Source organism: Paraburkholderia sp. CI2, assembly GCF_014201055.1.
GTDB classification, from domain to species: domain Bacteria; phylum Pseudomonadota; class Gammaproteobacteria; order Burkholderiales; family Burkholderiaceae; genus Paraburkholderia; species Paraburkholderia tuberum.
Genome location: NZ_JACHDL010000012.1, coordinates 103836 through 123993, shown reverse-complemented (window position 1 = coordinate 123993; position 20158 = coordinate 103836). Strand labels below are relative to the sequence as shown.

General features: G+C 62.3%; 19 protein-coding genes and 1 pseudogene. 13 read left to right on the top strand and 7 right to left on the bottom strand.

The window, feature by feature from the left end:
• Positions 1-16: 16 nt before the first annotated feature.
• Complete coding sequence (locus HDG32_RS18390) at positions 17-346, top strand: hypothetical protein (RefSeq protein WP_184069619.1); 330 nt, start codon at positions 17-19, stop codon at positions 344-346.
• Between the two features lie 33 nt (positions 347-379).
• Complete coding sequence (locus HDG32_RS18385) at positions 380-1225, top strand: GNAT family N-acetyltransferase (RefSeq protein WP_184069723.1); 846 nt, start codon at positions 380-382, stop codon at positions 1223-1225.
• A gap of 114 nt (positions 1226-1339) precedes the next feature.
• Here HDG32_RS18385 and HDG32_RS18380 read toward each other — a convergent pair.
• Positions 1340-1504 (bottom strand): annotated as a pseudogene (locus tag HDG32_RS18380) (chemotaxis protein); the annotation flags it as partial.
• Positions 1505-1520: 16 nt separating this feature from the next.
• Positions 1521-2417, bottom strand: a complete 897-nt coding sequence (locus HDG32_RS18375) for a LysR substrate-binding domain-containing protein (protein WP_409340040.1) — start codon at positions 2415-2417, stop codon at positions 1521-1523.
• A gap of 179 nt (positions 2418-2596) precedes the next feature.
• Between HDG32_RS18375 and HDG32_RS18370 the strand changes: the two genes are divergently transcribed.
• The 3 genes from HDG32_RS18370 (at position 2597) to HDG32_RS18360 (ending at position 6887) form a co-directional block, all read left to right on the top strand.
• Complete coding sequence (locus HDG32_RS18370; RefSeq protein ID WP_184069617.1) at positions 2597-3763, top strand: mandelate racemase/muconate lactonizing enzyme family protein; 1167 nt, start codon at positions 2597-2599, stop codon at positions 3761-3763.
• A gap of 144 nt (positions 3764-3907) precedes the next feature.
• Entirely contained in the window at positions 3908-5278 is a 1371-nt protein-coding gene (locus HDG32_RS18365; RefSeq protein ID WP_184069615.1) for a dicarboxylate/amino acid:cation symporter, read from the top strand.
• Between the two features lie 61 nt (positions 5279-5339).
• Positions 5340-6887 (top strand): methyl-accepting chemotaxis protein, encoded by a 1548-nt coding sequence (locus HDG32_RS18360; protein ID WP_184069719.1) that lies wholly within the window; start codon positions 5340-5342, stop codon positions 6885-6887.
• Between the two features lie 34 nt (positions 6888-6921).
• Here HDG32_RS18360 and HDG32_RS18355 read toward each other — a convergent pair whose 3' ends face one another.
• From HDG32_RS18355 to HDG32_RS18340, 4 genes are all read right to left on the bottom strand, one after another.
• Positions 6922-8445 carry an ATP-binding cassette domain-containing protein gene (locus HDG32_RS18355; protein ID WP_184069613.1) on the bottom strand — a complete coding sequence of 508 codons (1524 nt, stop codon included), beginning with the start codon at positions 8443-8445 and terminating at the stop codon, positions 6922-6924.
• Positions 8442-9368: a branched-chain amino acid ABC transporter permease gene (locus HDG32_RS18350; protein ID WP_184069611.1), complete on the bottom strand. Its 927-nt coding sequence runs from the start codon at positions 9366-9368 to the stop codon at positions 8442-8444. The genes HDG32_RS18355 and HDG32_RS18350 overlap by 4 nt, the downstream gene beginning before the upstream one ends.
• A gap of 23 nt (positions 9369-9391) precedes the next feature.
• Positions 9392-10267 (bottom strand): branched-chain amino acid ABC transporter permease, encoded by an 876-nt coding sequence (locus tag HDG32_RS18345; protein ID WP_184069609.1) that lies wholly within the window; start codon positions 10265-10267, stop codon positions 9392-9394.
• 91 nt (positions 10268-10358) lie between these two features.
• The gene (locus HDG32_RS18340) at positions 10359-11624 is read right to left on the bottom strand and encodes an ABC transporter substrate-binding protein (RefSeq protein WP_184069608.1); all 1266 of its coding nucleotides are present in this window, start codon (positions 11622-11624) and stop codon (positions 10359-10361) included.
• 65 nt (positions 11625-11689) lie between these two features.
• Between HDG32_RS18340 and HDG32_RS18335 the strand changes: the two genes are divergently transcribed.
• From HDG32_RS18335 to HDG32_RS36485, 8 genes are all read left to right on the top strand, one after another.
• Positions 11690-11959 carry a hypothetical protein gene (locus HDG32_RS18335; RefSeq protein ID WP_184069606.1) on the top strand — a complete coding sequence of 90 codons (270 nt, stop codon included), beginning with the start codon at positions 11690-11692 and terminating at the stop codon, positions 11957-11959.
• 234 nt (positions 11960-12193) lie between these two features.
• On the top strand, positions 12194-13450 hold the full coding sequence (locus tag HDG32_RS18330; RefSeq protein ID WP_184069604.1) for an ABC transporter substrate-binding protein: 1257 nt from the start codon (positions 12194-12196) through the stop codon (positions 13448-13450).
• A 40-nt stretch (positions 13451-13490) separates the two neighbouring features.
• Positions 13491-14360: a carbohydrate ABC transporter permease gene (locus HDG32_RS18325; RefSeq protein WP_184069602.1), complete on the top strand. Its 870-nt coding sequence runs from the start codon at positions 13491-13493 to the stop codon at positions 14358-14360.
• Entirely contained in the window at positions 14360-15211 is an 852-nt protein-coding gene (locus HDG32_RS18320) for a carbohydrate ABC transporter permease (protein WP_184069600.1), read from the top strand. Before HDG32_RS18325 ends, HDG32_RS18320 begins: the two co-directional genes overlap by 1 nt.
• A gap of 102 nt (positions 15212-15313) precedes the next feature.
• Positions 15314-16153: a phosphatidylinositol-specific phospholipase C gene (locus tag HDG32_RS18315; RefSeq protein ID WP_184069598.1), complete on the top strand. Its 840-nt coding sequence runs from the start codon at positions 15314-15316 to the stop codon at positions 16151-16153.
• Positions 16154-17595: 1442 nt separating this feature from the next.
• Complete coding sequence (gene phbB, locus HDG32_RS18310; RefSeq protein ID WP_184069596.1) at positions 17596-18339, top strand: acetoacetyl-CoA reductase; 744 nt, start codon at positions 17596-17598, stop codon at positions 18337-18339.
• Between the two features lie 303 nt (positions 18340-18642).
• The gene (locus tag HDG32_RS18305) at positions 18643-18909 is read left to right on the top strand and encodes a hypothetical protein (protein ID WP_184024008.1); all 267 of its coding nucleotides are present in this window, start codon (positions 18643-18645) and stop codon (positions 18907-18909) included.
• Positions 18910-19090: 181 nt separating this feature from the next.
• A complete protein-coding gene (locus HDG32_RS36485) occupies positions 19091-19345 on the top strand; it encodes a hypothetical protein (protein WP_090810919.1) in 255 nt (84 codons plus the stop codon).
• A 119-nt stretch (positions 19346-19464) separates the two neighbouring features.
• Here the strand turns inward: HDG32_RS36485 and HDG32_RS18300 are convergent, their stop codons facing one another.
• Entirely contained in the window at positions 19465-19842 is a 378-nt protein-coding gene (locus tag HDG32_RS18300; RefSeq protein ID WP_184069594.1) for a DUF3022 domain-containing protein, read from the bottom strand.
• Positions 19843-20158: the final 316 nt, after the last annotated feature.

The window sequence follows — 20158 nt, the reverse complement described above, 5'->3', positions numbered from 1 at the left end:
CCCACAAAGGCCACTTATGAACTCTTCCTCTCGCGACCCGCTCGATGTAGCGACCGAGGCGGTATCTACGCTTTCAGAGTACCTGGAGCTTTCGCTAGACAAAGGAAAGAGCCTGATTTTGGTGCTCTCTCAAGGCGAAAATAGCGAAGTCTACCTTGGTGATCCTGGCGAGCCAGACGCGGACTGGATAAGCTGCGCGGCCATTCCGAACAAGCTGGTCCACGCGCTTCTGGAGACCACGCGGTCAGGATTCAACCAGTTGGTCATTGAAGGACAGGCCTACCGCTTCGCTCGGACCTTCGCGCAAGTTGCCGAGCATGGCGCTGTCGTATTCACACCTGCGTAGACGTTGTAGCCAATCACGTTGATGCATTTGATCATGGATGATCGTGACGATTTCCTTGTGCGCAACATGGCGTTCCGCGAGGTCGATCTGGCGGTCGAATGGGCTGCGGCAGAGGGGTGGAATCCGGGCCTCGACGACGCGAGGTGCTTCTGGAATGCAGACCCCAATGGCTTTTTCGTCGGTACCTGGCGCGGGGAGCCGGTGGCATGTATCTCGGCAATCGCCTACGATGAGCGCTTCGGTTTCATCGGCCTTTACATCGTCAAGCCGGCGTTTCGCGCCAGGGGTTTCGGTCTGCGCACCTGGCAGCACGCGATGCGCTATCTGGGAGATCGTACGATCGGCCTCGATGGTGTCGTTGCCCAGCAGCAGAACTATCAAAAATCCGGTTTCCAGCTCGCCTATCGCAACATCCGCTTCCAGGGCGTCGTGCAAGCGGCGTCGACGCCAAACCTGACGAACGCGCGGGAGGTACCCTTCGCGCAACTGGTTGCCTACGACAGCGCATGTTTTTCGACCGCCCGTCCCCGCTTCCTGGCGGACTGGATCGCGCAACCACAGGCGCTGGCCCTGGCGGATGTGCGCAACGCTCAGATAAGGGGGTACGGCGTGCTGCGCCGTTGCGGGACCGGCTACAAGATCGGTCCGCTCTTTGCCGACGACGCACGGATCGCCAACGATCTGTTCGACGGACTGGTCGCGAGCGTCGCAGGCGAAGTCATCGCGTTCGACGTGCCGGAGGTCAACGCGGCAGCCGTAGCGCTCGCTGAACGCTACGGCATGGTTAGCGCGTTCGAAACGGCGCGAATGTACACTCGCACCCCGCCCGCCATTCCCGTGCAACGCGTGTTCGGGGTGAGTTCATTCGAACTAGGTTGACTGCAAAGATCGAGCCGCTGGAAAAAACCGGCGGTGATGCGCTAGACCTCCACTACGATCCGGGCGGTCCGCCCCGAAAGGGAACGATCATCGAGCGACCGTAAGCGACGACTCACGCATCTGTGCGTAGGTCGACTCGGCAAGCTTCACTTCGTCTCGCGAAGGCTTGGTACGAACGCTCAGATAGCCGACGGTCTTGCCGCCTTCAATCACCGGTGTGACGTTCGCGCATACCCAGTAATGGTCACCATTCTTGCGGCGGTCTTTCACGAGCGCTGTCCTCGCGACATGAACGTCACTTTCGCGAGACCCTCTTCTTCCTTTCCGGAACTTCGACGGTGGCGTCGACCGGTGTGAACGGTGCGTGAAAATGATCGACGAGGAAGTCGATGAAGGCGCGCGCCCGCGCGGTCTGATTGCGCTGCCTGGGGTAATAGACGAACAGGTCCGCGGACGGCAGCACGGTATTCGGCAGCACCAGCTTAAGGCGCCCGCTCTGTACATACTTGGCCAGATCCCATTCAGAGCGAATCAGAATCCCATGACCGTCGAGCGCCCACCGAAGGACAATGTCGCCGTCATTGCTCGATAGCGCGCCTTTCACCTTGATCGCCTCGATGTGGTCGTTCACGATGTAGCGCCACACGCCATAAGCGTCATCGTTCTGCCGATGAATGATGCAGCGATGCTGGTGCAGGTCCTCCACCCGCTCGGGCGTTCCAGAACGTTCCAGATATTTCGGGGACGCGCAAAGAAAGCGGCGATTGCTCATGATGCGCCTCGCGCTCAGGCGACTGTCGGGTAGCTCGCCGAACCGTATCGCCATGTCGAAGGCCCCTTCGACGAGATCGACCGGCCGGTCTGTCACCTCGAACTGAACTTCGACATTCGGAAAACGCTTTGCAAAGTCGGAGACGAGCGGCGCGATGGTCGTCCTGCCAAAACCGAGCGTCGCGTTGATGCGCAACGGCCCATGCGGATCGCGTCTGGCGCCGGATATGGCCTCCTCCATCTCGCGGACCTGCCCGACGATCTGGGACGCGTAGCGCAGATAGGTCTCGCCCTCGGGTGTCAGGCTGACGCTGCGCGTGGTCCGGTTGACCAGACGCGCGCCGAGCCGCTGCTCGATGATCCCCAGCCGCTTGGTCGCCGCTGGCGGACTCAGATCGAGCGCCCGGGCGGCGCCGGACATGCTCCTGAGTTTCGCCAGGAGAATGAAGAACTCAAAGTCGGATGCGGGAGCAGTACTCACTTTTGGTGAAATATGTAATGAACGTAAGTGAATTCTAGCAAGCTCTTTCGCGGCTAAGCTATGCAACACATTGAAGCCGGTGTGGCTCAATAACTGTTCAAATCTCTGGAGACAGTGGCGTGAGAATCGTTGAAATCCGCGAAAAAACCGTTCCGATCAGTTCCCCGATCCGGAACGCCTACATCGACTTCAGCAAAATGACCTCGAGTCTCGTCGCGGTCGTCACGGACGTCATTCGCGACGGCAAGCCGGTGATCGGCTACGGCTTCAACTCGAACGGCCGTTACGGCCAGGGCAAGCTGATGCGCGAGCGCTTCATCCCGCGCCTGCTCGAGGCCGCCCCTGCCTCGCTGGTCGACGACTCCGGCGACAATCTCGATCCCCACAAGATCTGGGCGACGATGTTCATCAACGAGAAGCCCGGTGGCCACGGTGAGCGGTCCGTCGCCATCGGCACGATCGACATGGCCGTCTGGGACGCGGTGGCGAAAATCGCGGGCAAACCGCTGTTTCAGCTCCTCGCGCAACGGTACGGCAATGGCCAGGCCAACCGCAAGATCTTCGTCTACGCGGCGGGCGGCTACTACTATCCGGGCCAGGACCACGAAAAGCTCAAGGATGAGATGCGCAGCTACATCGACCGGGGCTACACGGTCGTGAAGAAGAAAATCGGCGGTGCCTCGCTCGACGAAGACCTGCGACGCATCGACTCGATCCTCAGCGTGCTGCAGGACGGCCAGAAGCTCGCGGTCGATGCCAATGGCCGCTTCGACCTCGATACGGCGATCAGGTATGCGAAGGCCCTGTCGCAGTACGACCTGTTCTGGTACGAAGAGGCGGGCGACCCGCTCGACTTCGAGTTGCAGGCGACGCTGCGCAACTACTATGACAAGCCGATGGCAACTGGCGAAAACCTGTTCTCGATGCAGGATGCTCGCAACCTGATCCGCTACGGCGGCATGCGCCCCGATCGCGACTGGCTGCAATTCGATTGCGCGTTGAGCTACGGCCTCGTTGAATATCTGCGAACGCTCGACATGCTGCATCAGCATGGCTGGTCGCGCAGCCGTTGTATTCCCCACGGCGGGCACCAGATGTCGCTGAACATCGCGGCGGGCCTCGGACTTGGCGGCAACGAATCGTACCCGGACCTGTTCCAGCCATACGGCGGCTTCCCCGACGGCGTTCGCGTCGAGAACGGATATATCACGATGCCGGAGCTGCCCGGCATCGGCTTCGAAGGCAAATCCGACCTCATCGCCGAGATGCGCAAGTTGGCTGAATGACGCGCGCGCAACGGCACCGACCAGTATTCCCGGTTGAATGGCTCATATAAAGACGGAACGAAGCCGGCTCAATGCGGCCTTTCCACGCTGCTGCGTGGGAGGGCCGCATTTTCCCTTTGAAGACGCCGTGCACAGGAGACAGACATGCCAGTATCGAAAGTAAGAAGAGCACTTTCCAAGCTGTACGTTCAGGTCCTCATCGGGATCGTGGCCGGTGTCCTGCTCGGCCACTTCTACCCCGAGCTCGCCTCGCAGATGAAACCGCTGGGCGACCTGTTCATCAAGCTGATCCGGATGCTGCTTGCACCGATCATCTTTGCATCGGTCGTGGTCGGGATTGCGCGCATGAACGACCTTCATCAAGCGGGCCGGGTTGGCGTGAAAGCCCTCCTGTATTTTGAACTGGCGTCGACCATTGCGCTCATAGCGGGAATGGTGGTCGTCAATGTCATCAAACCCGGCAGCGGAATGAACATCGATCCCTCGCAGATCGATGCCGCTGCGATTTCGACCTACACGCACGCGGCGCAGCAACACGGCATGCTCGACTTCTTCATGAGCATCGTTCCGAATAGCATCGTCGGGGCATTCGCCAAAGGCGAGATGCTTCCCATCATTTTCTTTTCAGTCCTGCTCGCCATCTCGCTGGCAAAGCTCGGCCCTCGTGCCGCGCCATTCGTCGACATGCTCGACATGTTCCTTCAAGGAATGTTCGGCGTCGTGCGAATCGTCATGTACGTTGCTCCGATCGGCGCGTTCGGGGGCATGGCCTTCACCATCGGCAAATACGGCATCGGCACCCTGGCATCGTTCGGCGAGTTGATGCTTTGTCTGTATCTGACTTCGTTCTTCTTCGTGTTCGTCGTGCTCGGCCTCGTCATGAAAATGTGCGGGCTATCGCTGTGGAAGTTTCTCCGCTACATCAGGGACGAGATTCTGATTACGCTCGGCACGGCGTCGACGGAAGCGGTGTTGCCGCAAATGCTGATCAAGATGGAGGCGCTGGGCTGCCCTCGCCCAGTGGTCGGCATGGTCTTGCCCACCGGCTACACGTTCAATGCCGATGGAACGGCGATTTATCTGACGATGGCGGCCTTGTTCATCGCCCAGGCGATGAACGTCCACCTGAGCATCTGGGACCAGTTGCTCGTGCTCGGCGTACTGCTGCTCACGTCGAAGGGCTCTGCGGGTGTGGCCGGGGCGGGATTCGTCGCACTGGCCGCGACGCTCGCCTCGATGCACAAGATTCCCGTGGAAGGCCTCGTGCTGCTGCTCGGCGTGGACCGCTTTCTCAACGAGGCGCGCGCAGTCACGAACCTGATCGGCAATGGCGTTGCCACCGTCGTCGTCGCTCGCTGGGAGGGGCAACTCGACAGGAAGCTGGCGCGCGCGGTGCTGGATCGCGACCATACGCCTCACTTCCACACACCTGGTCCTGCCGCGCAACCGGCGATCCCGCCGGCACCGACGACCGAAGCCGCCGCGGTTCTCGACGGCTCGCCGAATCATCGCTAGAACTGAACTTTTCCGGGTGGGTGCCGTTAATGCAGAGATATCTCACTCCACCGAATTCAGCATGAAACTGACCATCAAGTTCCGTCTTCTCGCCACACTCACCTTGCTCGGGATCCTGCTGACGGTGAACGGCGTGCTGGGGATCGCCGGCATGCGTGGTTCAAACCATGCCGTTGCGCAGGCGTACACCAACGACGTGGCTGCCGCAACCGCGCTCGGCAGGTCCAACCTGAACCTGACGATAGTGCGTACCACGCTCGACCGCGTGCTGCTGCACCCGGAAGCAGCGGACAGAGCCGCGCTCATCGATAAGGCGCGCAACTATCTTGCGGTCTCCGACAAGGCCTGGAAAGAGTACCGCGCACTGCCCGTTTCCGAGGCCGAGGCGGCCTTGTCGAAGGCCGTGGCCGACGCCCGTGAAGCGATGCTGCATGGCGGACTCGAGCCGATGATGGACGCGATGAGCCGTGGCGACCATGAAGCCGCCGACCACGATGCGATGGTCGTGATGCCACCGCTGTCGGCGGCTCTCACGCAGAAAACCGCGGCTCTGGACAAGTTTCGCAACGAGCAGGGCAATGGGCGTTACAAGACGGCACAGGACCGGTATGACACCCTCGTGACAATTACCGGAATCGCGATCGCAGTCGGTCTTCTGACCTGCGTCACCTGCGGTTTCACGCTGCTTCGCGCAATCGCGCGCCCGATCGATATGACGGTGCGCCATGTCGAGCGACTCGCTCAGGGTGACATGTCGCAGCAATTGCGCTTCGACAGTGATGACGAAATGGGTCGCCTCGTCAGAAGCGTCGGGCAGATGCAGAAGGACATCGGCACGATGATCGAACAGATCGCGCGCGGCAGCGAGTCGATCGCATCCGCGACCCAGCAGATCTCGGCCGGCAACGCGGACCTGTCGGCGCGCACCGAGACGCAGGCGGCGTCCATCGAGGAAACGGCGGCGAGCATGGAGCAACTCACCAATGCCGTCACGGAGAACGCCGCGCACGCGCGTGAAGCGCGCGAGCTGGCCGACGCGACGAAGGCGACGGCCGGTGCGGGTGCGGACGTGGTGCGTCAGGTCATCGCCGCGATGAGCGACATTCACGACGGTGCGAAGAGGATGGGCGAGATCATTGGCGTGATCGAAGGCATCGCCTTTCAAACCAACATCCTTGCGTTGAATGCGGCTGTCGAGGCTGCTCGCGCCGGAGAGGAAGGACGTGGCTTTGCCGTCGTCGCTGGCGAGGTGCGCAATCTCGCCCAGCGCTCAGCGACCGCGGCGAAGGAAATCAAGGAGCTCATCGACGCCTCGACGGCCCGCGTCGCGGACGGTTCGCGCCTGGTCGGTCGGGCCGGTGAGACCATGGGCGAAGTACAGACGGCCGTCAGCCGCGTCACGTCGATCATGAGCGACATCGCGACGGCCTCGGCCGAACAGAGCGATGGCATCGAGGAAGTCAATCGGGCGATTACGCAGATGGACCAGATGTCGCAGCAAAATGCCGCGCTGGTCGAGCAGGCAGCCGCCGCGGCCGCGTCGCTGACCGAGCAGACCGGTCTGTTGACGAAGGCGGCGGGTCGATTTCGCTTTGCGTCCCTGTCCTGATGCCGCGCTACGGGCTCGCCTGCCGCTGCGGGCCTTAGCTGCGCGCGTCGCCGGAGGTCGTGGCGTCGGGCTCACCGGTAGCCACCGCCTCGAGAAAGCCGCGCCCCATCTCAGCCTCGAAGCGCGAAGCGCTGCCCTCCCAGATGATGCGTGCATGTTCGAGCACGTAGACACGGTCCGCCTGCGGCAGCGCAAACCTGACGTTCTGCTCGCCCAGCAGTACGGTAATGGGCGTGGACTTTTGCAGCGAATCCAGCGCTTTCGACAATTGCTCGAGAATCACGGGCGCGAGCCCCAATGTCGGTTCGTCGAGAATCAGCAGCTTCGGCCGGGTCATCAGCGCGCGCGCGATCGCGAGCATTTGCTGCTCGCCGCCGGAAAGCGTGCGCGCGGTTTGGCCCTGGCGCGATTTGAGGATCGGAAAGAGATCGAACAGCCACGACAGCTGTTCGGCGCGCACCGTATCGGCGAGATGATATCCGCCGAGTTCGAGATTCTCGCGTACCGTCATGTCGCCGAATAGCTCGCGCGTTTCCGGGCATTGCACGAGGCCGGCGCGCGAGATCGCGGCTCCGCTGCTACCGCGCAGATCGCGCCCGTCGAAGCGAATCGTCCCCTTGTACGGCACGAGGCCCGAGAGCGCGTTGAAAAGCGTCGTCTTGCCCGCGCCGTTCAGACCGACAACCGATACGAACTCGCCCTCGCGCACCTGCAGACTGACGTCGTCGAGTGCGCACGCCTTGTCGTAAAGCACACGCACACCGGTCACCTCGAGGATCGTGGGCCTGGCAATGCCCGCGGCTCCGGTGCGCTGGCGCAACTCCAGCTTGCTGCCCAGATAGACCCGGCGAACTGTCTCGTTCTGCATCACTTGTTCGGCGGTGCCCTCGGCGACATGCTCGCCAAGGTACATCGCGAGCACGCGGTCGGCGAGCGCGGACAGACTTTTGACGTTGTGATCGACCAGCAGCACCGCGCGGCCTTCGGCGCGAAAGCCGCGAATCAGCTCGGAAAACGCCTCCGATTCCGCCACCGTCAGTCCCGCGAACGGCTCGTCCACCAGCACGACCTGCGGGTCGCGCGCAATCGCTTTGGCCATCTCCATGCGGCGCAGATCCGCAAATGGCAGTGTCGCGGGATGCCGATGCATGACGGCGGCAAGGCCCACACGCGAGGCAATTTCCTGCGCGCGCTGGTGCACGTGCGGTTCGGCGGCCAGCTTGACGAGCGAATCAGGAAGCAGCGCGAGCTTGATGTGTTCCAGCACCGTCTGCCGATGGAGCGGCCGCGAATGCTGGAACACGATGCCCACGCCCGCGCGCGCGATCCGGTGCGGCGCCCAGCCGGCCATCTCCACGCCGTTCACCTTGACCGACCCCGCGTTGGGCCGCTCGATGCCCATGATCAGCTTCATGACGGTGGACTTGCCCGAGCCGTTTGGTCCGATCAGGCCAAGAATCTCGCCGGGCCGGATGTCGAAGCCGATATCCTTGACGGCGACGAGACCGCCGAAGCGCTTGGTCAGTCCGCGTACGGAGAGCAGCGGCGTGTCGTTCATTGGCGCTCCCTCGCACGCAGCAGATTGCCGAGCAGACCGTCTGGAAAGAACAGCAGCGCCGCCAGTGCGACCGCTGCGACGACGAATGTGTTGAGCTGGCCGAGCGGGCGCAGAAACTCGCCGGCGACGATCAGGAAGATCGAGCCGAGCACCGCGCCGAGTATCGTGCGGCGTCCGCCGAGCACGGCCGCGATGATGATCTGTACTCCCACGCTGAGATCCACCACCGTGCTCACGGAGGCCGTGCCCTGGTAGAACACCAGCATCGCGCCGGCCACGCCGGAGAAAACGGCGCTGATGCAAAAGGCCACGAGCTTGTGTCGCGTGACATTGAAACCCAGCGCCTGCGCGCCGATCGTGTCCTGGCCGCTTGCCTGCAGGATCAGACCGACTGCCGAACGCGACAGGCCGAACAGCAGGACGGCGCAAACGATCAGGAACGCGAGCGCGATCCAGTAGTTATGGTTCGCATCGACCGACATCACGTCCGGCACCATCATGCCGATCTCGCCGCCAGTTATGCCCGCAAAGATCACGATGGCGTTCTGCAGCAGCAGCACGGCCACGAGCGTAACCAGCCCGAAGTAAGGACCGCGCAACCGCAGCGCGGGCACCGCCAGCAGCAGGCCGCCCACCAGCGCGACGCCGCCGCCAGCGAGCACGCAAACGGGTATGGGCAGACCCCATCTGGCGTCGAGGATCGCGGCCGAATAGGCGCCGAGTCCGATCAGGAACGTCGGCCCGAAGTTGACCTCGCCGGCAAAGCCGAACAACAGGTCCCACGACATGGCGAACACGCCGAAGTAATACGCAACCGTGAGCACGCCGAGGATGTAGCCCGAAAGCCACCACGGCAACGTCGCCGCCATCGCGACGAGCGCAACGGCGATCCATGCGCCACGCGAACGGAGAAGAACGGACATGGGGGTACGCTCCATTCGCACTGTTAGCGGCGTCCCAGGAAGCCCTGGGGTCTTACATACACCACGAGCACCAGCAGCAGCAACGCGGGCAGCGGCCGCAGGGTCGGCGCGATCAGATAGGCCGTAACGGTTTCCAGATAACCGACGACATACGCGGCCATCAGCGAACCGGACACGCTGCCGAGCCCGCCCAGCACCACAATGGAGAATGCGCCGGCCGTGAGCTGCCCTGCATTGTTGGTGCTCACGCCGAGGAACGAAGCGAGCAGCACGCCCGCGATACCGGCCAGCACCCCATAGATGCTCCACGCGAGAAGATAGATTCGGGAGAGTTCGAAACCGAGCAGCGTGAGACCACGAGGGTTCATCGAAGCCGCGAGCAGCGCCTTGCCTGCGCGCGTGCGGTTCACGAACAGCCACAACATGGCGATCACGACCCAGCAGACCACCGCGATCATGATTTCGTTGAACGGCACGCGCACGCTGCCGACCATCGCCACACCGCTGATCAGCGGGCGCATCGTCACCGGGTTGTCGGTGAAGAGCCACGCCATGCCCTGCTGGATCATGATGCCCCACAGCAGCGTGCCGGTGAGCACGAAGATTTCCTTCTCTTCGCCGGGAATCGCGGCCGAGCGTTGAATGGGCCGCACCACCATCAGGTAGGTGACGAAGGCCGTCACGAGACCCGCCAACACGCCGAGCAGCGTGCCGAGATAGGTGCCAAGTCCCGCCTCGCCCGCGAGCATCCAGCCCATCAGCGCCGCGACCAGCATCACGCCGCCGTGCGCGAGATTCAAGATGCCGGAGACGCCGAAGATCAACGTGAAACCGATCGCGCCCAGCGCGTAGAGGGAACTGATTGCAAAGCCGTCGACGAGAATCTGCAGTAGCAACATGCCCGGCCTTTCATGTTGGTTAAGGTGTCGATGCGTGCGCTGTCCGGGCCTTCGCTACGCGCGGGTCCGGACAGTCGCGATCGTCGCGCTGCTAGTTCGCGCTTGCCTGCTGCACCTTCATGAAGGTCGGGAATTTGACCACGCCGTTGGCAATCGACCTGGGCCAGATCGCAACCTGCTTGCCGTTTTGCCATTGCAGGTCGATGCCCGTGATATAGCCGGGCCCGTACTTCAGCGCGTGCGTGAACTGATCGCTCTTGCCGTAGAACTGCCAGCGTCCGATCGTCCCCACATAGTCGGTTTTCTCGAGTGCGTCGACCATCTGGTCCGGATCGGTCGAGCCCTTGTTGCGCTTGATCGCGTCCGCGAGGATGTAGACGAGGTCGTAGCTCGTGAAGCCGCAATACGCCGGAGAAACGCCGAACTTCTTCTGATACTCATCCGTAAATGGTACCGTTTTCGGCGTGATCGCCACGCCCGGCGCCGCGGCCGAGGCCGTGATCACGCCTTCCGTCGCGCCGTTCGTGTCCTTCCAGAAGCTCGTGGTCGTGGCCTGCGAGCTTTGGCCCGACATCGGGATCGGCACCTGCTGGTCGTGCCATTGCACGGTCGGCTGCACGCCAACGTGGCTGATGCCGGTGGTGATCGTGTCGGGGTGCTTCGCCTCGATCTGGTTGAAGATCGGCGTGAAATCGGAAGTGTCAGGATTGAAGCGGATGTGATCGAGCACCTGAAGTCCCGCCTTGGGCAGGCATTCGAGGTAGCGTTCGTCGAGCGGCTTGGTCCACGCCGCGTCCTCGCTCATGACGACCGTCGTTTTCATCTTGAACTGGCCGACCAGAACGTCGTGTGAGAAGTCGCAGATGGACTGTGCGATGAACGCCGACGTCATCCAGCCGTGGAACGTGTACTTGTAGTGGTCGTAGTCGTCGTGAACGTGCTTCGAAATGTCGTTGCTAGCCGCGCCGGGAGTGATGAAGGGCATCTTCAGGCGTCCCGACCACGGCTCCATCGCGAGCGCCACTTCGCTGATGTAGCTGCCGATCACAGCGACTACCTTGTCCTGAGTCGCCGCGCGCTGGAAGGCGCGCACGCCGTCCGAAGCCGATGAATGGTCGTCGTACGCGACGATCTGGATGGGCCGGCCATCGACGCCACCGCTGGCGTTGATCTGGTCCGCGGCGAGTTGCGCCGCCTTGCTGATCGAAGCGCCCGCCACCGAGGATTCTTCGCTGATCACGCCGATCTTGATCGGCTCTGCCGCCGCATGGGCGCCTGCCGCCAGACCTAGCCCCGCCGCTGCCATCCCCGTCGCGACGACGCAATGAAGGTTTCGCCACACATTGTTCCTGGACATCATGCATCTCCGATTCGAAAGGATCGTTGAGCAACACTTGCCCGCCACATTGCAGCATTTGAAGAATGCGCACACAACAATATTCACGGGCCTCGCAGCGCTCAATCGGTACAAACGATGACCGGGTCCCTACGGATTTCATGGTGCAGAGCGGAAAAAATTTTGCCGCCCGCGCCGCCGGACGCGGTTTGTCCATCGTGAGAGCGATGGCTATGGACCGCGAGATTAGCGGCCTTCATCCTTTCGCTCATTCGTCATCCGAAGCATTGTGGCCGCATCGCTTTGCGGGGTTGGTGCGGCGGTTCAATGGACCAACCCGCGCCATGATCAGCTGAGGGCGGTCGCGGCGCGGAAACGGACCACGCGGCAAGTGTGCCTGCGTGCGGGTCCGAACACTACCCGGCAACCCTGCTTGCTGACACATGTACGTCATGCTAGGTTGCTGCAATTCCCGCTGCCGCATCTGGCATCTATTTTTCGCAACGCTGCGCGCGATCAAAAAAAAGCGGGGTGGGTTGCTCTGGACTCATCGTACGCATACGCCTTTCCCCTGGAGGAATTCAAGAGCCATGGCTTCAATGATCCAGCGGACGACCCTGTTCGCCTGCCTGCGCGCGGCTTGCGTCGCGGCTTGCCTGTCCGTCGCCGCCCTTGGTGCCCATGCCGCGGATCTCGTGATCGCAGGCCGGGACGACATCTACGGCCGCGGACTCGCGCAGGCGGTGGACGGCTACAAGAAACAGCACCCGGGCGTCGATATCGAGTTGCTGAAGCTGCCGAACAACGACCTGTATCAGAAACTGAAGCTGTCATTACGCGAAAACACGCGCGCCTATGACCTGGTGATGATGGACGACACCTGGTCCCCCGAATTCATCGCCAACGGATGGCTTCAGCCGCTGCCCGCCACGCTCGCGGATGCCGACATGGTGACGTCCACGATCTCCCTCGGACGCACGTCGACCGGAACCTTGTACGCGATGCCGATCGTCGGCAATGTCGAGATGTTCGCTTATCGCAAGGATCTGCTCGCGAGTCGCGGCCTGCAGCCGCCGCGCAGTTGGGACGACGTGCTGAAGATCGCGCAGACTATCGGCACTGCCGACAAGGACGTCTCGGCTGTCGTGTTTCGCGGCGTGAAGGGTAACCCCGTCGTCACCGGTTTTCTGCCGATCCTTTGGGCCTATGGCGGAGAGGTCGTCGACACCAACGGCAAGGTTACGATCGATTCGCCCGAAGCGCTGGCCGCGCTGAAGATGCTGCTCGCCCTGAAGAAGTGGGCGCCGAAGGACGTCGACGTATATGGCGCCGGTGAAGTGCGAGACGCCCTGCAAGGCGGCACGGCCGCGCAGGCCATCGAAGTGTGGCCCGCCTGGCTGCCCGCGCTCGACGATCCGGCGAAGTCGCGCGTCGTCGGCCAGGTCGCGCTGCAACCGCCGCCCGGTCAGGTCAAAGGGCCGGCGCCGATGCTCGGCATCTGGCAAATGGGCATTGCGAAAGATGCGGCACATGCGAAAGTGGCGGCGGATTTCCTCGCCTATCTGACTTCGTCGGCCACGCAAACACAACTGGCCGTGCTCGGCATTCCGCCGACGCGCAAGAGCGTCTTCGTCAATCCGACGCTCGTCAAGCAGTATCGCTGGTACCCGGACCAGCTGAAGGCGCTCGAAGCGGGCCGTGCGCGGCCTCGCGTGAAAGACTGGCAGCAGATCGAGGCGATTCTCGGCGACGCGTTGCAACTCGCGCTGACGGGGCAGGCCGCGCCCGACGCAGCCTTGCATCAGGCGGCGCAGAAGATCGCCCAGGCCAACGCCGCATTGCAGTGAAAGCGGCGGTGACAGCGCAGACAAGCGTGGGAAAGAGTCGATGAGCGGGTTGCGACGTTATCTGCCGCTGATCGTCCTGATGAGCCCAGCCGCCCTCGTGCTCGGCGTGCTGGCGCTCTACCCGATGGCGCGCGTGCTGATCGATTCGTTTTTCTCGGTGAATTACGCGTCGGGGCGTCGCTCGTTCATCGGGCTCGCCAACTATCGATCGGTCATTGCGGACGGCGAGTTCGGCACGAGTTTCGTCAATACGATCCAGTTCATGAGCGTGGCCTCGCTCGCTGAAGTCCTGTTCGGCCTCGCGCTCGCGCTGCTGTTCGTGCGCGGGTTTCCGGGCCGGCGCATCGCCTTGCCGCTCGCCGTGCTGCCGATGATGCTCTCCACGCTCGTGTGCTCCGCCATCTGGCGCAATTGGCTCAATTACCGCGGCTTCCTGAATGCGCTGCTCACGGCGGCAGGTCTGCCGGCGGTGCCCTGGTTATCCGATCCGCACCTCGCGCTCTGGTCGCTGATGTTGGTCGATGTCTGGCAATGGACGCCGATGGCATTCCTGATCATTCTCGCGGGGCTGCAGTCGATTCCGCCGGAAATCGCCGAGGCGGCCCGCACCGACGGCGCGAACGAATGGCAGTGCCTGCGATACATCACGCTGCCGCTCGTTGCACCCCACGTCGCCCTCGCGATGCTGCTGCGCTCGATCGACACCTTCAAGCTGTTCGACAAGGTGTACGCATTGACGGGCGGCGGTCCGGGCAATGCCACGCAAACGCTGTCGACGTACATCTACGACACGGGTTTCCGGTTCTTCAACGTAGGACCCGCCAGCGCGGCTTCGGTACTGATGCTGCTCACGTGCGCGGTGCTGGTCTCGGGATACATATGGAAATCGGCCGTCAAGCGCGACCGTTGATGCCTCTCGCACGCTTGCAGGGTTTCGCGCGACGCTCGTCCGCTGCCGCGGTGCGAGGGCTGTTGCGGATCGCTGCGCTGGCGGTGTTGCTGCTGCCGTGCATATGGATGGCTGGCGCGGCCTTCACGCCGACGCTGGAACGCCTCGCCCATCCGCTCGCGTTGTGGCCTTCGGCGCCCACGTTCGAGCATTTCGCGGCGGTGTGGGAAAGCGGCATGGCCCAGTCGGTGCTGAACTCCGTGTGGGTCGCGCCAGGCGCCACGTTGCTCGCGCTCGCGCTGGCTTTTCCGGCCGCTTATGCCCTCGCGCGGCTTGCGTTTCCCGCGCGCCTCGATCTGCTGTTCCTGCTGCTCGTGCTGGCACTGAAGCTGATGCCGCCGATTACGGTGGCCGTACCGCTGTTCTCGCTGGCCAAGTGGCTCCATCTGCTCGATTCGCTGTTTGGGCTGATACTCGCCTATCAGCTGTACGCCCTGCCGATGGCGATCTGGATGTTGCTGCCGTTCGTGCGCGACGTGCCGATCGAATTCGAGGAGGCCGCGGCGCTCGACGGCGCGAACCTCGCGCAGCGCATCGTCTTCATCGTCGTGCCGCTGTGCGCGCCAGGTCTCGTTGCCACCGCCATCTTCGTGTTCATCATCGCGTGGAACGAGTTTCTGCTGGCGCTGTTGTTCGTCTCGTCGCCGAGTCATTTCACGCTGCCGCTCGCCATGGCGGGTTATGTGACCGAGAACGGCATCGACTGGGGCGAACTGATGAGCGCGGGGCTGATTTCGTCGGTGCCGACGCTTCTGCTCGCGGGCTATGTGCAGCGCTATCTGCTGCAGGGCTTTTCGGGCGGGTTGAAGTAGGGGGCTCCGACTTCACGCCGCCGCTGCAGCAGACGCTTTGCTTATCCAGAGGTTCTCTTGCGCGCTGCCCTGACTGATCACAACGTTTCGCCGGCTGACTGGATGTCGGCCATCGATGGCAGCCGCTTGCTGTCCGCACTGACCTTGCCGGGTAGCCATGACACCTGCGCCTACACGGTCGATGACCGGCTCGCGCGCACGCAGCATGCCACGCTCGACGATCAGTTGCACCATGGCGTGCGGGTCCTCGACATCCGCTGCCGCCATAAGCATGATCGCTTCGCGATTCATCACGGCGGCATCTCGCTGGGTCTGACTTTCGACGATGTGGTGCGGACATGCGCTCAGTTTCTCGCGCTTCACCGCGGCGAATGTATCGTCATGTCCGTCAAGGACGAATGGCCCGCGCGCGACTGCGCCCGCGCGTTTGCCGCGACCTTCGAATGGTATGTGGAAAGACATGCGGAGGTGCGCTGGCGGCTTGCTTCCGGGCGGCCGCGGCTGGAGGCGGTACGCGGGAGCATCGTGCTACTGCGGCGCTTCGCGAGTGAAGAGCCGCTCGGCATCGACCTGACAGTCTGGCCCGACAATGCGACGTTCGAGATCGACGTCGTGCCGACGCCATTCACCATTCAGGACGAGTTTCGCGTGCCGGTGCCGACATCGATCGCTTACAAATGGCGCGCCATCGATTCACTGTTGAACCTCGCCCCCGCTCTGTGCGGCGAGCGGTGGGTCATCAACTTTTGCAGCGGCACGGGGATGGCGGCGGCGCCGGTCGTCGTGGCGTGTGGCGATACACGGCATCGCGGCATTCACGAGCAACTTGCGGAGCGACTCGCGGCTCGTCCGGAACCAGGCGGCACAATGATGCTCGACTTTTGCGACTGGCAGGACTGGCGCCTCGTTGATGCGTTGATCGACTGCAACTGGAGCCGATAAGGTTTCGCTGCGAGTATGACGTTGCCCGCGAACGTCAGCGTGGTTCCTTGTTTGCCTGAGGCTGCCGCGGTGGCGGCTTCGATTCTTGTCCGCGTTGCGCCGGTTCACGCGTACAGGCGTCCGGCGGCGTGACATAAGGAACGTCGTCGCGGCAACACGCATAGATCGGAAACCCATACGCGTTCGTGCCGACGATGGTCGTTGGCCCGTGCAGCGGGCACACCGCCTTCATGGCGCCCCCTTGAAACTCATCGATCAATCGCTTCCATCTTACGCTCGCGTGCAAACGGTGTTCCATGTGCGCCTGCGTTGCCCTTCGAAACCCGGTCCCGTTCACCGCCGCCGACACGCATTCGCTATGCGTGCCGCGCCGCAGCGTTCGCCATTCTCTACAGCACGCGCCGCGGCCGAGCGACGCTGCCTGGGCAGCCGCCCCCTCGTGCAGCGAGCCGGCCGGGCCCAGGCAGGAGTGTCTGACAGGGTCGGCTGAATTGTCCTTTTCTTGCATAATATGCAATGATGCATCCGGTGGTGCTCACTGCAGTGTCCTGTCATTTCGGCCATTTTCGTGACATTGTTGGGGTGCTCTGCGAAGCAATCGGAGAGCGCACTCATCATCCCGGGCCATTCGAGTCCCTCGTTCGGACGTTCAAACGTCGACTTAGCTCGACTACGCCCCTGACGGCCGACCTTTCTGGATAGGGGTATTCACCTAGCCTTTCTTCTCAAAAATTTAACATTTCGAAGTTAGAATTAACCTTCTAAATTCGATTGTTATGTCATTTCATGACAGTTGAAATAGAGGGCGAAGCATCCGGTCAGTGGCACGGCAGGACTGACGAGGGTTATGGCCAACCGGTCGGCCGCGACTCGATGATGGACACCGTGTCGTCATTCGACTGTTGAATACCGACGATCAGAAGTGCGATCCGGGCCGAACTGGTTTTGTGGTGTTTATTTAGTCTTACTTATAACACTTTTGCTCCGGAATCCTCTCCGACCGAGCACATTCATTGCGCATGTCGTCTCCGGGGCAAGCGGGTTCGAATTCAATTCAGGGAGAAGCAATGAAAGACCTTTCGTCCGAAGTTTTGCTGAAATTCTGCCGAACGAATGCGTCGATTTTTCTTTCGCTCGCCAGCGAAGCGTTTGAAGGGCACAGAAACTCGCCGCCCTGAACCGGCAGGCGAGAAACACCATTCGGGGCATCTGGAATCTTTGAGCAGTGCGCCGGCGCGGCATATCGCCGCGAGCTGACGCACCCGGCTCCATTCGCGCAATACCACAAGCCTGTAAAAACCCGCGCAGTTCAATCAATGCCGCAGCCGTTCCTCCCTCGACGCTGGAGGCGGCAGCGCATTGTGGCAAAGCGATGGCGGGTATGCGAGACGGCCATTGGGTATTCACGATCCTCGCAAACGTTACGATCACGGATGGAAAGGATGACGAAACGAATCGTAGTAGTAACGGGCGGCATGGGCGGCCTTGGAGAAGCGATCAGTACGAAACTGCACGACGCAGGGTATGCGGTGGTAGTCACGCACTCGCCGAACAACACCGGTGCGGACAAATGGCTGGCTGACATGGAAACTCAGGGCCGGAGCTTCCGCGCTTACCCGGTCGATGTGGCCGACTACGACTCATGCCAGCGTTGCGCGGACAAGATTCGGGCGGAGGTCGGCCCGGTCGACATCCTGGTCAACAACGCGGGGATCACCCAGGACATGACTCTCAGGAAGATGGACAAGGTGAACTGGGATGCGGTCATTCGCACGAACCTCGATTCGGTCTTCAACATGACCAAGCCGCTGTGCGAAGAGATGGTCGCACGAGGCTGGGGGCGCATCGTCAATATTTCGTCCGTCAACGGTTCAAAAGGCTCGGTCGGCCAGACCAACTACGCCGCGGCCAAGGCCGGCATGCACGGCTTCACCAAGTCGCTAGCACTGGAAGTGGCACGCAAAGGGGTCACCGTCAACACGATTTCGCCGGGCTACCTGGCCACCAGGATGGTCACCGCGATTCCACAGGAGATCCTCGATACGAAGGTCCTGCCGCATATCCCAATGGGCCGTCTCGGCAAGCCCGAGGAAGTCGCGGCGCTCGTGCTCTATCTCTGCTCGGACGATGCCGGCTTCGTGACCGGCTCCAATATCGCGATCAACGGCGGCCAGCACATGCAGTAACGCGACACACCGCGCCGGTACGCCCCGGAACATCGGACGAAACGGCGTGAACCATTCACGCAACACCGCTGTGCTTCCATGAGAGGAACGTGTCATGAGTGAGACCTGGATGGGCCTGATCATTGGGGGCTCGTCCCTCGGCATCGCAATGCTGATGGTGATTGATCACTATCGCCGTGAGCGCAGACGGGCACGACTGCTACGACATCTGGATCAACATGAGTGGTGGCATCAACCGCGCGGGCGAATGTAGGTGCATCGTTCGTGCCAGTAACAAATCAGATACATCGAGAGGGCTGAAGAATGACACCGGAAACCACCGGACAACTAAAGGCCACAGGCCATCAGATTACGGTTCGTGCGAGGCGCGGCTGCATGCGGGTCGCCGCAGTGTGGCAGGTATTGATGCCGGTCGCAGATGCCATCGAGGACGTACGGATTACGAGCAACCGTAAACGTGACGTCGAAGACATGACGATCGCGTTTGCCGACAGGCTCTCCGGATCGCTGCACACCGTTCTCAGGCAGTTCGAGACGATGCCTTGGGTGGCCGCCGCGGAGCTTTGCTGAACGCCGGGGCCGTGCCGCTTGCAATGGGTCGCGTCGCCACGCGACCCCGCGCGCGTCATGCTACCTGGCCCGCCAGGTAGCTGACGGGTGCGCGCCCCGCATGGGTTGTTTGGCACGAACCGGCCAATTGAAGTCGGACGTATACGACCGGACCCAGCCGCTCACCACCTGAGAGGAGTGGATGAAAACAACAATCAAGAAAGGGCCCCCGGACAGGGAGAGCCCCTATACACCCCTGACCGCTGGAGATGCGATTTCCCATCTCGAACGGATCCTGTCCTCCGATGGCGCGGATTCGCTGTTCAGCCGGACCTACTGGCGCGCGCGTGTTCAGCAGGTGAGCGCTACTCAAGGACTGACTCCGCAGCAGCAGGCAAGGCTCGTGAAGTTGCTCGAGTCGCTCCCGCCCCCGGTCCCAAGCGAAGAATCGTGCTAGGGCCTGTTCACTTTTCGACCTCGCTACATCGTGGAGATTCGGGCGCAACTCGATTGGCAGGCGGCCGCCGGCTCGGACAGCCAATCGCCAAGCCGCGGACGTACGCCGTCCGCGATGGATCAGAGCTGATCGTCGACATCCAGCAGCCGATCCTCCACATGCAGGTCTTCGGCGCACTCTCCCCGCAAGGGCAGCTCACCGCCTTCCGCTCGGAGTCGATCGCGGACCATTTGGCAGAGGCGTTCGCGCACGAGGATACGTTGTGCCGTGTCCATCTGCGCGTAACGCTGAATCTGCGAATCCGAAAAGTGGAGTGTGAACACGCATCGCGCATCCAGCGTCGTGTCGCCATGTGACTCGACGACCCAGGAGGCCTGGATGAAGAACGTCCGGCCGTCGTCGTAGCTGCTGATCGCGGGCGCCTTCGGCGACTCGAATAGTGTGGAAAGAGCCAGTTCGATTTCTTCTACGCGCTGGTTCAGATCGATGTCTTTCATTGAAAGTCCTCCTTGCGGTCGAGGGCCCGGTTGTGTGGGATCAGGCGTCGTCGTGACCGCGGGTTCGCTCGACGCTGCGCCCGAGTCGCCCGCTGGCACGACGGCGCTCGCGTGTCAGCACTATGCGTGCCGGCTTTGCGCCTGGCCCCGCCGAATTGATGAATCGATGAATACGCGAGCAAGAACTGTGTCCGGCTGCCGTTGGCCGCCCGATGAAGAGGCAGCGTGCTTCGGCTGAAGCCGTCGAAATCGCTGGCGCGTCCCGAAGTGGGCGCGCGGCTCGTGAAGCAAAGCGCGGACTCCGACCGTGCCGTCG

What these genes read in the sequence shown, in the direction of transcription:
- HDG32_RS18390 (WP_184069619.1), top strand. Translation starts at nt 17, where the DNA reads ATGAACTCTTCCTCTCGCGACCCGCTCGATGTAGCGACCGAGGCGGTA.
- HDG32_RS18305 (WP_184024008.1), top strand. Translation starts at nt 18,643, where the DNA reads ATGACACCGGAAACCACCGGACAACTAAAGGCCACAGGCCATCAGATT.
- HDG32_RS18355 (WP_184069613.1), bottom strand. Translation starts at nt 8,445, where the DNA reads ATGAACGACACGCCGCTGCTCTCCGTACGCGGACTGACCAAGCGCTTC.
- HDG32_RS18345 (WP_184069609.1), bottom strand. Translation starts at nt 10,267, where the DNA reads ATGTTGCTACTGCAGATTCTCGTCGACGGCTTTGCAATCAGTTCCCTC.
- HDG32_RS18325 (WP_184069602.1), top strand. Translation starts at nt 13,491, where the DNA reads ATGAGCGGGTTGCGACGTTATCTGCCGCTGATCGTCCTGATGAGCCCA.
- HDG32_RS18385 (WP_184069723.1), top strand. Translation starts at nt 380, where the DNA reads ATGGATGATCGTGACGATTTCCTTGTGCGCAACATGGCGTTCCGCGAG.
- HDG32_RS18335 (WP_184069606.1), top strand. Translation starts at nt 11,690, where the DNA reads ATGCGCACACAACAATATTCACGGGCCTCGCAGCGCTCAATCGGTACA.
- HDG32_RS18360 (WP_184069719.1), top strand. Translation starts at nt 5,340, where the DNA reads ATGAAACTGACCATCAAGTTCCGTCTTCTCGCCACACTCACCTTGCTC.
- HDG32_RS18300 (WP_184069594.1), bottom strand. Translation starts at nt 19,842, where the DNA reads ATGAAAGACATCGATCTGAACCAGCGCGTAGAAGAAATCGAACTGGCT.
- HDG32_RS18315 (WP_184069598.1), top strand. Translation starts at nt 15,314, where the DNA reads ATGTCGGCCATCGATGGCAGCCGCTTGCTGTCCGCACTGACCTTGCCG.
- HDG32_RS18340 (WP_184069608.1), bottom strand. Translation starts at nt 11,624, where the DNA reads ATGTCCAGGAACAATGTGTGGCGAAACCTTCATTGCGTCGTCGCGACG.
- HDG32_RS18330 (WP_184069604.1), top strand. Translation starts at nt 12,194, where the DNA reads ATGGCTTCAATGATCCAGCGGACGACCCTGTTCGCCTGCCTGCGCGCG.
- HDG32_RS36485 (WP_090810919.1), top strand. Translation starts at nt 19,091, where the DNA reads ATGAAAACAACAATCAAGAAAGGGCCCCCGGACAGGGAGAGCCCCTAT.
- phbB (WP_184069596.1), top strand. Translation starts at nt 17,596, where the DNA reads ATGACGAAACGAATCGTAGTAGTAACGGGCGGCATGGGCGGCCTTGGA.
- HDG32_RS18320 (WP_184069600.1), top strand. Translation starts at nt 14,360, where the DNA reads ATGCCTCTCGCACGCTTGCAGGGTTTCGCGCGACGCTCGTCCGCTGCC.
- HDG32_RS18365 (WP_184069615.1), top strand. Translation starts at nt 3,908, where the DNA reads ATGCCAGTATCGAAAGTAAGAAGAGCACTTTCCAAGCTGTACGTTCAG.
- HDG32_RS18350 (WP_184069611.1), bottom strand. Translation starts at nt 9,368, where the DNA reads ATGTCCGTTCTTCTCCGTTCGCGTGGCGCATGGATCGCCGTTGCGCTC.
- HDG32_RS18375 (WP_409340040.1), bottom strand. Translation starts at nt 2,417, where the DNA reads ATGTCCGGCGCCGCCCGGGCGCTCGATCTGAGTCCGCCAGCGGCGACC.